Below are 14,058 nucleotides of genomic sequence, written 5' to 3'. Positions count from 1 at the left end.
ACTAATAGTTTTATTTTAAATGCTTGGAGAAATTCATCATTCCTCCGAGAACCCTAACGATAAATATTCCTTCTTCAATAGTATAATAGAATATCACATGAGATTTGTAACGATATCTAAAAAGCATCTTATTCTTTACAGCAACGTACCTTTTACCTAAATCTGGATTTATTGCAAGGTTTTCTAAAGCTGTTTTTAAACCAACGGCATATTTTAGTGATTGTCTTTCTCCAAATTGATGAATAGTATATTTGGCAATAGCTTTAATATCAGTTTTTGCTCTGACACTAATTATATATTTACTTTCCGGCATTATGCTCGTTTATTGCCTCTTTCCAAATACTATCTATTGTTGCGTCAGATGGTCCACTCTCCATTCCCTCGATTAAAGCTTCATTTAAATCAATTCTGAGTTTTCTTTGCTCTTGATCTTTTCGAATAATATCCCGAACGTATTCACTATCATTTGTATAAAAGCCTTGTTCTATGAGACTTTTGACATAAGCATCCTGCTGTTCTGTAAAAGTGATAGATTTTCTAACAATTCCCATTTTTTTCACCAATATTATTAATTATGGTTCAATTTAATCATAAAATCTAGATTTACAAAAATTGTATTTACCCGTTATTCAAACATTAAAGATATAAACTCTGCAACACAAGCGGGTTTATCAACTCCCTGAATTTCAACAGTACATTGCCAAGTAATTTTGAGACCAGTATCACCATAATCTTCAATATCTGCTATACTTCCAACTAGTCGTACTTTACTGTTTACAGGAACCGGATGAGGAAAACGCACTTTATTCAAGCCGTAATTTACGCCCATTTTTGCGCTTTGTATCTCTATAGCGTCTCCAAGCATTTTAGACACCAAAGAAATCGACATAAAACCATGCGCTATTGGTGTTTTAAAGGGTGAATGTTGCTTAGCTTTTTCTACGTCAATGTGAATCCATTGAAAATCGAGCGTTGCATCAGCAAAGGCATTAATCATTTCCTGCGTAACTGTTATCCAATCGCCATCTGGTAAATTATTTCCTTTGTGTAAGCGAAATTCTTCAAAATTGGCACAAATAAGTTTTTCCATATTATTACATAATAGTCTTCAAACCTACAAGGGGGTTTTTCAATCTGCAAGGTCTTGCCGACCTTGTAGGTTTCAAAACAACACCTTGCTGGTTTACATTAACGGGATATTCCTCCGTCAATAGTTAAACAAATGCCAGATACGTAGCGTGCTTCATCCGATGCTAAATACAAGTAGCCATAGGCGATATCTATTGGTTGTGCCGCTGATTGTAAAGGGATCTGCTTTTTGATAGTTTCCATATGTTCAGCTGGAATTTGATCGGTCATTTCTGTTAGTGTGAATCCAGGAGCTAAGGCATTAGCCGTAATACCATATTTACCCAATTCCATTGTCCACGTCTTAGACATCGCAATAACACCAGCTTTGGTAGCTGAATAATTGGTTTGCCCAAAATTTCCTCGTAGTCCAACATTAGAGGCCGCTGTTACGATGCGTCCGTACTTTGCTTCCTTCATATATGGTGCCACCGCTTGTGTGCAGATAAAAACACCTTTTAGATTAACATCAATAACTGCATCCCATTCGGCTTCACTCATTTTCATTAAGGTTTTATCCTTTGTGATACCGGCATTATTGATTAGAATATCAATTTTGCCATACTTGGCATGAATGTCGGCAACTGTTTTATGTACCGTTTCTTTATCCGTCACTGATATTTTATGGAACTCAGCTTTCCCGCCATTATCATTAATTCCTTTGGTTGTATCGACACCAGCATCTAATAAATCCCAAATAATTACTGTTGCTCCTTCTTGTGCAAACAATTCTGAAACGGCCTTGCCTATTCCCCTAGCTCCACCAGTTACGATGGCTACTTTATCTTTAAGTCTCATTAAATTCTATTTTTAATCAATTCCTATTACAACTTTTCCCTTAACTTTTCTATTCATCATCTCTTCTAATGCTTTCGGCGCATCGACTAATGGATAAATATTGTGAATATGGGGTTTAAGTTTTCCTTGTGCATACCACATCATCAATTCCATGGTATTTTGCATGTTTTTTTTGGGAGTTTTCATTGCAAAGCTTCCCCAGAAAACACCAATGATAGCACAACCTTTTAGTAGTGCTAAGTTTAAAGGTACTTTTGGAATATCACCAGCGGCGAAACCAACCACTAGATATCGGCCCTCCCACGCCATACCACGAATAGCAGGTTCTGAATACGCACCTCCAACGGGATCATAGACGACATCGACTCCTTTTCCATCTGTTAGTTCTTTTATTCTACTTTTTAAATCCTCCTCATTATAGTTGATCACTTCATCGGCACCATATTCTTTACAAAGCGATAATTTCTCTTGTGACGATGCTGCAGCAATCACTTTCGCTCCCATGAGCTTACCTAACTCAACAGCTGCTAATCCAACGCCTCCAGAGGCGCCTAAGACCAATAGGGTTTCATGCTTTTGGAGATTTGCTCGGTCTTTTAAAGCGTGATAAGAAGTTCCGTAAGCCATCATAAAAGAAGCGGCTATTGGGAAATCCATTTGGGGTGGTTTGGCAAAACAGGCATTAGCCGGAACAATTACTTCCTCTGCAAAACCGCCATTCATTACAAATCCAAATACTTCATCACCAGATTTGACATGCATCACCCCTTCTCCAACCGACTCTACCACTCCTGCAATATCGCTACCTGGAGTAAATGGTAGTTCTGGTTTAAATTGATATAAACCTTGAATAATTAACGTATCAGGAAAGTTAACACCACAAGCTTTAACGCTTACTAGTACTTCTTTTGGTTTTGGTGAAGGGCTTTCTACATCTTCCAAAACCAGACTAGAAGGCGGGCCAAATTGTTTACAAACAATCGCTTTCATTCTTTAATCCTCTTTTACCTTAAGCACTAATTTTCCCATTTTTTCTCCACTAAATAGTCGCATAAAAGTTTCATGGAAATTCTCAATACCTTCATAGATATCTTCCTTGCTTTTAAGTTTGCCTTGCATCATCCACATACCCATTTCTTGAGCGGCTTTACCGTAATCTTTTGCATAATCCATTACCACCATGCCTTGCATACTTGCTCGATTTACCAATAATGAAAGATAATTACTTGGTCCTTTTACAGCCGTTTTATTGTTGTATTGTGAAATGGCTCCACAAATAACGACCCTAGCTCTAGTGCGAAGTCTCGTTAATGCCGTATCTAAAATTTCACCTCCAACATTATCAAAATAAACATCAATTCCTTTTGGACACTCTCTTTTTAATGCTGTTGCCAAATTTTCTGATTTGTAATCAATAGCTCCGTCAAAACCAAGTTCATCAATAATATATTTGCATTTTTCTGGTCCACCGGCAATGCCAATAACCCTACATCCTTTGATCTTTGCAATTTGCCCTACAATACTTCCTACCGCACCTGCTGCTCCAGAAACCAAAACAATATCACCTTCTTTAATTTTTCCTTCTTGAAGAATTCCAAAATATGCAGTCATGCCCGGCATACCTAACGTACCAATATACATAGGCATTGGAGCTAGGTTCGTATCTACCTTATACCAGTTATCACCATTAGTAACAGCATACTGCTGCACACCGCCCCAACCAGTTAAGACGTCTCCTTCTTTAAAAGTTCGATGGTTATTCGATTTTACAACTACTCCTATTGAACCAGATCGCATCACATCGCCTATTTGAACAGGCTCGATATACGATTTCGAATCGTTCATCCAACCTCGCATCGCAGGATCTAACGAAACATAGTGATGTTGAATCAACACTTCTCCATCGGCGGGGTCAGGAATAGGGTTTGTTTCTAATTGCCATGTATCTGCATCTGGCATTCCTACTGGTCTCTTCTTGAATATAAGTTGTTTATTCATTTTCTTGGTTTTATAATGTTATTTATGAGAGAACATCCCTCTAAACCTCCCCTCAAGGGAAACTACTTTTTTTGAAGACTTTCAACGAAAGCTTTCATTTTACTTCTTATTTCTGGACTCCACCAAAGATTAATTGCTTCGCCAAGGTCCTTACTACCATCCATTTCTAAGGATTCAATCCAGCTTTTACGAAGTTTTTGTTTGGTATTTTTGAAAATAGTTTCGTTAGCTTTAAGGTACTTTTTCATTTGTTTCTCTGCCGCTGGCATGACATTTTCTAACGGAACTATTTTATTGACAAGTCCACAATCAAGTGCTTCTTGTACATTGAAAAGCTTACCGTCTAAGATAGCTTCGTGCGCTTTCCCATAACCAATCCAGTAAGCATAGGCTTTAATCAAGTTATTTGATATCTGAATGTTTACAGCTACCTCATTTAATCCGATAGTATATTTCTCGCCATCGGCCATGATTCGATAATCGGCTGTAATTGCAAAAACGCAACCTCCTGCAGGCGAATATCCTGTTAATGCGCAAACTAGCGGTTTTTTGAATGTCGCCATTTGAATATGTAACTGACCAAATGCGGTAAAAAATGCTTCGATCTGCTCTTCATTATAACCATATAACTCAATGACATCAAGACCCGCCGAAAAGAAATGAGGTGTACCGGTTAGGATAATTCCTTTTACCTCTTGGTCATTATCCAAATCTGTAAATGCTCTCAATAGTTCATTAACCATTTCATGATTAATTGCATTTACTTTACCACGGGATAATTGCACTATTGCGTAATTCTCCTTTTTATCTATATTGATTGTGTTCATTGATTACAACATTTATAAAGGTCTCGACTCCGCTCGACCAGACATATTTATTAAATTAAAGCGATGTACCACCATCCAATGTTATTGTTTGTCCTGTAATAAACTTTGTATTATCAGAAGCTAACCAAACAATGGCATCAGCTATTTCTTCTGGTTTACCATAACGATTCATTGGAATAACACTCTTTAATATGGTATCCATATCTTCTCTTGCCGAGCGTAGATAGTTGAGTAAAGATGATTCCGTGTATCCAGGACATACAGCGTTCACTCTTACATTTTTGGTTGCATATTCCATTGCCGCAGACTTAGTCATACCAACTACTGCAAATTTGCTAGCACTATAAGAAATGTTATTAGGCGAAGCTTTTAATCCAGCTAAGGAAGCTATATTCACAATATTTCCATGCCCTTGCTTTGTCATTTGTTGTAAAGCAGCTTTCATTCCGTAGAACACACCTGTTTGGTTAACGGCAATCACGCGATCCCAATCCTCTAAAGTTGAATCTGCTACTCTAGCTAAATTTTTAGGGCCTATACCAGCATTGTTTACCAAAACATCCAGCTTATCAAATCGATTCACTGTTTCCTTGATTAAATTTTCGACTTCATCCCATTTCGCCACATTGGCTTTTATTGCGATAGCTTTGCCTCCTGCCTTTGTAATTTCATCAGCAACGGTCTGTGCTTTTTCCAAAGTATAATCCGATACGACAACATGAGCACCATGATTTGCAAAATGTTTTGCAGTTGCGGCTCCTATACCAGAACCAGAGCCAGTTACAATAACTGCTTTATCTTTTACTTCCATATATTTTCTTATTTACAAAATATCAATCTTGAATCTTTCAATGCTTTGCTTCTTAAATGAGCGGGATACCCTTCCATAGTTACCATGGCTAAGAAATCCTTTTTACTTGCATAGCTTACTATCAATATCTCATCCCACAATTCGTCATTGTTGGGGCCGATAACTTGAATACTCGGTATTCCTTTAAACACAATTTTCGCATTTACTTTTTCAAAAAAAGGCAACGCCTCTTGCATATACTCTTTATACAGTACTCTTCCTGTTTTACCTGAATCGTCCATAACTTCATTATACTTTAAGTAATTAAGCATATGCAGTGGTTGATCGTTTGGAAGCGCAGCCAGCTGTTGAATCGCTTCTGGACTAGGATCGAGATAATGTTCTTTATTCATTTAATCTATTTTGTTCGTTTGTATTGATTTAAGTGCCAAGTTACAGCACAACTCAGCGGCCTTATTCAGGTTAGCAAAACGAGGATCAGTCGTATAACCATATTTATAGCGATAATATATTTGCTGGGCTATAACTGCTATCTTAAAAAGTCCGTAGACATAATAAAAAACAATATTGTTAATCGGTTTCCCGCTTTTTTGAGCGTACATTTCTACAACTTGACTACGACTTGGGTTACCCTCAAAAACAGTTGGTGATGGAATACCTTGTTTTACAAAATCATGATCGCTGGCCATTGTCCAATAGCCCAATGAAGTCCCTAGATCCATTAAAGGATCTCCCAAGGTTGCCATTTCCCAATCGAGAATGGCACTTACTTCTTTCCAACTATCATCAGCAAACACGACATTATCATATTTATAGTCATTATGTATCAAACTGTGATCAAATTCTGTAGGTTGATTGTCTTGCATCCATTGCATTACTTTTTCTGCAGCTGGAACATCGTCAGTAGCCGCTTTCAAGTATTGTTTACCCCAGTTTAGCACTTGACGCTCAACATAGCCCTCAGGTTTTCCTAAATCCTCTAAACCAGCTCGATTATAATCAACTTGATGCAATTCAACAAATGTATTCATCCATGAATCTGAAATGGTGCTAAAATCTTCTTTTGGAATATTTAGTTTTTTTGCTTGCTGATAGCTTAAAATAATTCCTTCTACTTTTTCCATAATGTAGAAAGATGATCCAATCACATTTTCATCCTCGGTATACGCATACATCTTTGGAACTTTCGAAAACACCGAATTTAATCCGCTTTGCACTTTATACTCGCGTCCCATATCATGACCACGCTTGATAGCTCCAAAAGGAGGTCTTCTCAAAACATACTCCTTGCTCTCAACAGATAATAAATAGGTTAAATTAGAAAAACCATGAGTGAACTGCTTTACTCCTAGATCGTTTTTAACATCATTGATGATCTCATTTTCAAGAAGAAATTGCTTAAGATTTTGCTCATTCAGTTCTTCTCCTTTGCGTACTTGTTGATTGGACATTTAGATTTTGGTGATTGGTTTTTATTTTGGTGAAGCATATTGTTTAATTACACTTTTTCCCAGTTGATACATATGTACTTCGTCCGGGCCATCAGCTAAACGAAGCATTCGTGCGGCGACAAAATAATGAGCCAATGGTGTATCGGGGCCTACTCCTTTTCCTCCATGAATTTGAATAGCCCTATCGATAACTTTTAATGCCATGTTAGGCGCCACTATTTTGATCATTGCAATTAAATCCTTTGCATCCTTATTTCCAGTTTTATCCATTTTATCTGCAGCGGATAAGGTCAAAAGTCTTGCCTGTTCTACATCACATTTCGACTGTGCAATTTCTTGACGAATACTACTAAAATCCATAAAAGTTTTTCCGAAAGCTATTCGCTCTGCTGCTCGTTTGGACATTAGCTCTAAAGAACGTTGCGCCATTCCACATAAACGCATACAATGATGAATACGTCCGGGACCTAAACGTCCTTGGGCAATTTCAAATCCACGTCCTTCACCTAGCAACAAGTTCTCTTTTGGTACCCTAACATTATCTAATACAATTTCAGCATGACCCTCAGGTGAATCATAAAACCCGAATACTGACAAGGGCCGAATTATATTTACTCCAGGCGAATCCATAGGAACCAAAATCATACTTTGTTGTTTGTGCCTAGAGGCATCAAAATCGGTTTTCCCCATTACGATGGCAATCTCACAAGCAGGATTCATTCCACCGGAAGACCACCATTTACGACCATTAATTACATAATGATCTCCATCCAATTTTATTGAGGTTTCAATATTGGTTGCGTCAGAAGATGCTACTTCTGGTTCTGTCATTAAGAAAGCAGAACGTATATCGCCGTTCATCAAAGGTTCTAACCACCGTTTTTGCTGTGATTTCGTGCCATATTTTGCAAGCACCTCCATGTTTCCAGTATCAGGAGCACTACAATTAAAAACTTCGGACGACCATAACACTCTACCCATGATTTCAGCTAGAGAAGCATATTCTAAATTGGTAAGTCCCGGACTTAAGTCTCCATAAGACTTTGGTAGAAATAAATTCCACAAACCAGCTTCCTTCGCCTTCTGTTTCAGAGCATCCATTCCTGGCCAGTGCTTCCAATAAGTCTCAGGGTTGGCATTAAACTCATATACCTCTTGTTCAACAGGAAGAATATGTTCTTCCATAAAAGCTTTGAGTTTAGCTTGTAATTCTTTTGACTTATCTGAATATTCGAAGTTCATTATGCAATCTTATTATTTTGAAATTGAGAGAAACACCCCTCTAAATCTTCCCTCAAGGGGAGACTACTTACTCTGGATAATCCACCTTAACCAGCGATCATATAACCGCCATCAGCAGTGTAAACGCCGCCCGTCATATAAGCTCCGGCATCGGAGGCCAATAGGCAAACCATACCTTCCATTTCTTCCGGCATTCCCATTCTTCCTGTCGGCAATGCTCTTTCTACTTTCTGTAATATTTTTTCATTTGACCAAAGCGCTTGACTAAATTTAGTTTTAATCAAACCTGGGCATAATGCATTGGCACGAATTCCATACTTGCCCCATTCCTTAGCCTGATTTTTAGTAAGCATAAGCAAGGCAGCTTTACTTGTACTATATAAACCTAGTCCCATTCCTGGAGTTAATGCTTCAACCGACGCTATATTGATAATGCTACCACCTTTGCGTTCTTGCATACTTGGTAATACTAGATTTGAAAGCGTCCAAGGCGCCTTCACATTTACATCCATTATCTTATTAAAGACAGCTTCATCTGCATCTTCAATTGGACCAAAAACGGGATTGATTGCTGCATTATTGACTAAAATATCGATTCCGCCCAACGCACTGATCGTTTTATCAACCAACGCTTTACGTTGATCTTCTTTACCGATATGGCAGGCAATTCCAATTGCTTTTAAACCTGAATTAGTAAGCTCAGCCGCAACTTTATCACAAGCTTCCTGATCTCTACTACTAATTACAACATTGGCACCATTCTCAGCTAATCCTTTGGCAATGGCTAGGCCTATCCCCTTGCTAGATCCAGTTACGATGGCAACTTTTCCGTTTAAGTCTAACTGTTCTTTTATATTCATTTATATAAGTTGGTTTTGTATAATACGATTGAGTTTAATGGTCGCTTTATCTAGCTGCTAACACTAAATAAATACTTCCTGATCCGTTTTAACAGTTAGTGTTTCTGAATCCATTAGTGTTTCCGCCAAACTTGTGGTTTTGGTTAACTCGTATTTAAAATAGAATTTCATCGCATGAATTTTGCTTTCATAAAACTCTTCAGAATGTGTTTTGTCACCAGAAACAAGACTTACCTTAGCATGTGTTGCCATATCTAACCACAACCAACTGATTGTAATGTGACTTAAGAATTCCATAAACAAATTAGCATCTGCCAAATAGCGTTCATAGTTTCCTTTCTGGGCGTACTGCATTAATGAACCAATTACCTCTTGCGCTAGTTTTAGTTTTCCTCCTAGCTTTTTAGCATAAGGTGCTAAATCATTATGATTGCTTGCTTTACCAATTGTTTCCATGATTTCTGAAGATAACAATTGAAGCGCTTTTCCATTTTCCATGGGAACTTTACGACCCAATAAATCTTGAGATTGAATCCCTGTTGTCCCTTCGTATATTGAGAAAATTCGGATATCACGATAATATTGTTGCAAGATGAAGTCCTCGCAAAAACCATAACCACCCAAAACCTGAAGCCCTGTATTGACACTTTGTGCCCCAGCCTCAGATGGGAACGTTTTCACCATTGGAATTAGAATTTCCAATAATAATTTTGCCTTTTTCTTTTCTTCTTCATCTTTAGAAGATTCTAAAATATCCTGGTATCGTGACGCCAAAAGAATTAAACTAATGGATCCTTCAGCAATCGATTTTTGAAGTAGTAGCATTCTCCGAACATCAGGATGTTCTATAATCAGACTTTGTCCTTCTTCTGGATTTTTCTTACCTGAACTCTGCAACTTCCGCCCCTGAGGTCTTTCGTTTGCATACTGTAATGAAGCCTGATAAGCTGCCATTGCAATAGCAGCTGCACCGCGACCTACTCCTATTCGAGCGCCGTTCATCATCATGAACATATATTTAAGACCTTGATTTGCCTCACCAACTAACCAACCTTTACAATCATCCGCATCACCAAAACCTAAGTGAGTCGTGCAATATCCTTTTTGTCCCATTTTCTGGAAATCAGCAACTGTAGTAACGTCATTAAACTCTAAGTCGCCATTTTCCTTTATTCTATGTTTAGGAACAACAAACAAGGAAATTCCTTTTGTACCAGCGGGAGCACCTTCAATTCTTGCCAAAACTAAATGAACCACATTTTCAACATACTGATAATCTCCTCCAGAAATAAAAATTTTCTGTCCATTTAATTTGTAATGCCCGTCATCCGTAGGCGTTGCCTTGGTAACAATATCAGATAAAGAACTTCCAGCTTGTGGCTCTGTCAAACACATCGTACCACCCCATTGCCCACTAAGCATATTAGGGACATAGGCATCATTTAATTCTTTATTTGCAAAATGCACAATAAGCTCAGCGGCTCCTTGTGTTAATCCGGCATATCCTGGTAAGTGATTATTTGCGGCATCTTGAATATAAGTGGCAGCAGTATGCACCATAAATGGGATTTGTAATCCGCCTGCTTCATAATCAAAAGGAGCAGCAATTAATCCCATTTCACCACCTTTTTTCATCATTACATCAACCTGCTTGTGAACGATAACAGTACCATCTTTGTGGTGGGCTGGAGTTTCATCCATCTCCTTAAAATAAGGGAATAACTCCCGATCGGAAAACTCTTTCACTGAGTCTAGAAACATATCTAACGACTCTTTATCATGATCTTCAAAACGATCATTTTTTAATACACTTTCTAAATCATGAACTTTATGTAGGAGGAACTTTAAAGTCTCCATATCGATATACGTAGATGCCATAACTAAACTGTTTTGTTGATTAATAAAATCTGAACAATAAAGTAAAGAATATTTTGCCGGATTCTCATTAAACAGGTTTAATAAATGCGAGAATGAAAAATTCAAAAATCAAGCACCAAATTCCAAGAATTTTCGCTTTTGGGATTTGGGATTTGTACAATTGGATTTTTATGAGCTCTAAAATACAATGACCAAATGGTGGAATAACAAACTAACAATCTTCATACAATCTATGATTGCTCCGTTAGTCTTTTTCTAATTTTTGACAAACCGACTGGGGTAAGACCTAGATAAGACGCAATTAAATACTGAGGGACACGCTGAAATAAATCAGGACGTTTATTTAACAATTTAATATACCGTTCCTGATTACTCAATGTTTTTAAGTCGTTAGTTTTTTGAAAAATCTTAACGAAGGCTTCTTGCATCGAGATTCTTCCAAAACGCTCTAAATCATGCGAGTAGTTGTACGATTTTAAAACATCTTTTTTTAAAATCATTTTAACGGTACAGTTTTCTGTAGCCTTAATGTAATTTTCAGCAGGAACACCTTCGATGTAGGCATACAAATCGGTAAAAAACGTATTATCAGTGAAAAATTCCATTACATGTAAACCGAGATCATCCTCAGTATAATAGCATACACATCCTTTTTCTAAAAAATAAAAGTAATTTACGTACTGACTTGGCTTAATTATAAACTCTCCTTTTTTGAAAGTTCGTTCTTTATAAAATTGAAGCCCATAAGTCAGGTCTTCATCAGAGACTTTAGTGTACGACCGTATTTTTCTTTTTAGACTATCCAAATAAAACGAGTAAAAAGGCATCATAGAATAATGCCTTTCTTTACGATCTCTAAAATACGATATTATTAAAAGCTATGAGTAGTAAAATCTCTAAACAGTTTCCACTGCTATTCCATTTTGATCAAGCAAATCAAGTAGTGATTTCTCGAAATTATAGCACATTTCTGTAAAACTAACTTCGAGGTAAAGCGGGTTGCCCAAATAATCTTTGTAAGGTGTATATGACATTGTTTTTAGTGTGGGGGGTTACATTTTCAAAGGTTTATAATTTCTGAGATAAATCCAAATCATTTTGTTCCTCTTAATTGCTTAGTTATTAACCAGATTTATGAGTTCGTTTCTATAGCAGAATTATTCCTTAACTTTCCATTTCAAAACTAATCAGCAGATGAAAAAAATAGCAATTTTACTTTTCGCAATTCTAGGAATTGCGTGTAAAAACGATAAAAAGCAAGAAAACAGCAATCCTGAAGAAGATTTAATGGCGAAAGCCAAACAAATCCATCAAAATGTGATCACCTTAGATACCCATGACGACATTAATGTTAATAATTTTACCGACAGTCTAAACTATACGCAAGATCTTGACACTCAAGTTACATTACCAAAAATGATCGAAGGCGGACTAGATGTTGCTTGGTTTATTGTGTATACAGGCCAAGATACATTAACGGTCGAAGGTTTTGAAAAAGCACATAAAAATGCGATGGATAAGTTTAACGCAATACACGCTTTAACAAAAGAAATCGCACCTGACAAGATAGGACTTGCGGTAAACTCTGAAGAGGTACGCGCAATTCACAAATCTGGTAAAAAAGTAGCCATGATTGGTATTGAAAACGGATATCCTGTAGGGAATGATATCAAAAATGTAGAAAAATTCTATGATCTAGGCGCACGTTATATGTCATTAGCGCATAATGGGCACTCTCAATTATCCGATTCTAACACAGGAGAAGAAAATGATGAATGGTTGCATAATGGCTTAAGCGACTTGGGAAAAGAAGTAATTGCTGAAATGAACCGATTAGGAATGATGATCGATGTTTCTCACCCATCTAAAGAAGCGATGAAGCAAATGATCGAGCTTTCAAAAGCACCTATTATTGCCTCGCATTCATCAGCTCGTGCATTATGTGATCACAGCAGAAATCTTGATGACGAGCAGCTAATGTGGATGAAAGAAAATGGTGGTGTTGTTCAAACAGTGGCATTCAGTTCTTATTTAAATACCGAAAAACACAATACTAGAAATGACTATATGACTGCTTTGTACAACAAAGTTGCCGATAGCATGAATGTAAAATGGTACGATTGGAAAACGTTCAGAACTCTAGATGAAGATGCCAAAGCGGCTTTTATTGGGTATTATCCAAAAGTGAGATCTATTGCAGAGGAAAAAGTAGCGAATAGTACCGATGCACCTGAGGCCGTTAGTGTCAAAGATTTTGTGAACCATATTGACTATATGGTGAAGTTAATTGGGATTGATCATGTTGGAATAAGCTCTGATTTTGATGGTGGAGGTGGAATTAAAGGATGGGAAGATGCTTCGGAGACATTCAATGTGACTTATGAACTTGTAAAACGCGGCTATACTGAGGCCCAAATAGAAAAGCTTTGGTCTGGTAATTTATTGAGAGTTCTAGATGAAGCACAAGAGGTCGCACAAAAGATTCAAGCTGAATCTGCTAGCTAGATAAAATAAAAAAAGGATGGTAAGTTGATTTGGGGTTCACTTACCATCCTCTACATTAGGTTAAGTTGGGGGATTTATTTTTAGCGGATGCTTTCTAGTACTTCCATCATTTTCTTCGCTTCTGAAGCACTTATGTTGGTTTTATAAAGCTTGGTCATTATTGACTTTATCTCGGGAATTAACTTCTTAATCAATTCGTAACCAGATTTCGATAAAACCACATCCATTTTTCTTCTATTATCGATTGATAAGGTTCTTTTTACCAATCGTTTCTTTACTAATCGATCAATCAACCTAGTAATATCAGAATTGGTATGTGGTATTCGCTTTTTAATACCACCCACTGACATTGGGGTTGGGTTCGATTTATATAACATTTCAAGAATGTTATATTGAGTCATTGTAAGACCGTACTTCTTTAAATGATCTACGATCTTCGCTTCGATATAGCTTCCTGTTCGCATGATGTGCGAGGCAAGCTGTTCTTCAATTTTTTGGGGCATGTTGTGTTCCATAGCTTAAACGTACTAACTTTTATCGTTAGCTACAAAATTTGTGGC

General features: G+C 37.2%; 16 protein-coding genes. 1 reads left to right on the top strand and 15 read right to left on the bottom strand.

Translation table 11 applies throughout. The features are described from left to right. Positions 1-10: 10 nt before the first annotated feature. The 14 genes from GWK10_RS04450 to GWK10_RS04385 all read right to left on the bottom strand — a co-directional run bounded on the left by GWK10_RS04450 (position 11) and on the right by GWK10_RS04385 (position 11,823). The gene (locus GWK10_RS04450; protein WP_164029720.1) at positions 11-313 is read right to left on the bottom strand and encodes a type II toxin-antitoxin system RelE/ParE family toxin; all 303 of its coding nucleotides are present in this window, start codon (positions 311-313) and stop codon (positions 11-13) included. Beyond that, the gene (locus GWK10_RS04445; RefSeq protein ID WP_164029719.1) at positions 300-551 is read right to left on the bottom strand and encodes a type II toxin-antitoxin system ParD family antitoxin; all 252 of its coding nucleotides are present in this window, start codon (positions 549-551) and stop codon (positions 300-302) included. Before GWK10_RS04445 ends, GWK10_RS04450 begins: the two co-directional genes overlap by 14 nt. Before the next feature lie 74 nt (positions 552-625). Continuing rightward, positions 626-1,090, bottom strand: coding sequence for a MaoC family dehydratase (locus GWK10_RS04440; RefSeq protein WP_164029718.1), 465 nt, complete (start codon positions 1,088-1,090; stop codon positions 626-628). A 98-nt stretch (positions 1,091-1,188) separates the two neighbouring features. Continuing rightward, entirely contained in the window at positions 1,189-1,926 is a 738-nt protein-coding gene (gene fabG, locus GWK10_RS04435; RefSeq protein ID WP_164029717.1) for a 3-oxoacyl-ACP reductase FabG, read from the bottom strand. A 12-nt stretch (positions 1,927-1,938) separates the two neighbouring features. Beyond that, entirely contained in the window at positions 1,939-2,916 is a 978-nt protein-coding gene (locus GWK10_RS04430; RefSeq protein ID WP_164029716.1) for an NADPH:quinone oxidoreductase family protein, read from the bottom strand. A 3-nt stretch (positions 2,917-2,919) separates the two neighbouring features. After that, a complete protein-coding gene (locus GWK10_RS04425) occupies positions 2,920-3,924 on the bottom strand; it encodes an NADP-dependent oxidoreductase (protein WP_164029715.1) in 1,005 nt (334 codons plus the stop codon). A 62-nt stretch (positions 3,925-3,986) separates the two neighbouring features. Continuing rightward, positions 3,987-4,751 carry an enoyl-CoA hydratase/isomerase family protein gene (locus GWK10_RS04420; protein ID WP_164029714.1) on the bottom strand — a complete coding sequence of 255 codons (765 nt, stop codon included), beginning with the start codon at positions 4,749-4,751 and terminating at the stop codon, positions 3,987-3,989. A 55-nt stretch (positions 4,752-4,806) separates the two neighbouring features. After that, positions 4,807-5,562: an SDR family NAD(P)-dependent oxidoreductase gene (locus GWK10_RS04415; protein ID WP_164029713.1), complete on the bottom strand. Its 756-nt coding sequence runs from the start codon at positions 5,560-5,562 to the stop codon at positions 4,807-4,809. Between the two features lie 8 nt (positions 5,563-5,570). Then, positions 5,571-5,954, bottom strand: a complete 384-nt coding sequence (locus GWK10_RS04410) for a hypothetical protein (protein ID WP_164029712.1) — start codon at positions 5,952-5,954, stop codon at positions 5,571-5,573. Further along, entirely contained in the window at positions 5,955-7,013 is a 1,059-nt protein-coding gene (locus tag GWK10_RS04405) for a phosphotransferase family protein (protein ID WP_164029711.1), read from the bottom strand. It lies immediately after the preceding gene. Between the two features lie 21 nt (positions 7,014-7,034). After that, the gene (locus GWK10_RS04400; protein ID WP_164029710.1) at positions 7,035-8,255 is read right to left on the bottom strand and encodes an acyl-CoA dehydrogenase family protein; all 1,221 of its coding nucleotides are present in this window, start codon (positions 8,253-8,255) and stop codon (positions 7,035-7,037) included. Between the two features lie 86 nt (positions 8,256-8,341). After that, entirely contained in the window at positions 8,342-9,115 is a 774-nt protein-coding gene (locus GWK10_RS04395) for an SDR family NAD(P)-dependent oxidoreductase (RefSeq protein WP_164029709.1), read from the bottom strand. 63 nt (positions 9,116-9,178) lie between these two features. Beyond that, positions 9,179-10,993, bottom strand: a complete 1,815-nt coding sequence (locus GWK10_RS04390; protein ID WP_164029708.1) for an acyl-CoA dehydrogenase — start codon at positions 10,991-10,993, stop codon at positions 9,179-9,181. Positions 10,994-11,223: 230 nt separating this feature from the next. Further along, positions 11,224-11,823: a Crp/Fnr family transcriptional regulator gene (locus GWK10_RS04385; protein WP_164029707.1), complete on the bottom strand. Its 600-nt coding sequence runs from the start codon at positions 11,821-11,823 to the stop codon at positions 11,224-11,226. A gap of 364 nt (positions 11,824-12,187) precedes the next feature. Between GWK10_RS04385 and GWK10_RS04380 the strand changes: the two genes are divergently transcribed. Next, positions 12,188-13,498, top strand: coding sequence for a dipeptidase (locus tag GWK10_RS04380; RefSeq protein WP_164029706.1), 1,311 nt, complete (start codon positions 12,188-12,190; stop codon positions 13,496-13,498). A gap of 80 nt (positions 13,499-13,578) precedes the next feature. On the opposite strand, the gene GWK10_RS04375 is transcribed toward GWK10_RS04380, so the two are convergent. Next, positions 13,579-14,013, bottom strand: coding sequence for a MarR family winged helix-turn-helix transcriptional regulator (locus GWK10_RS04375; RefSeq protein ID WP_204263086.1), 435 nt, complete (start codon positions 14,011-14,013; stop codon positions 13,579-13,581). Between the last annotated feature and the right edge of the window lie 45 nt (positions 14,014-14,058).

It is taken from the genome of Spongiivirga citrea (assembly GCF_010671565.1).
GTDB classification, from domain to species: Bacteria; Bacteroidota; Bacteroidia; order Flavobacteriales; family Flavobacteriaceae; genus Spongiivirga; species Spongiivirga citrea.
Note: the sequence above shows the minus strand (reverse complement) of the source record. Positions and strands in the feature narration are given on the sequence as shown.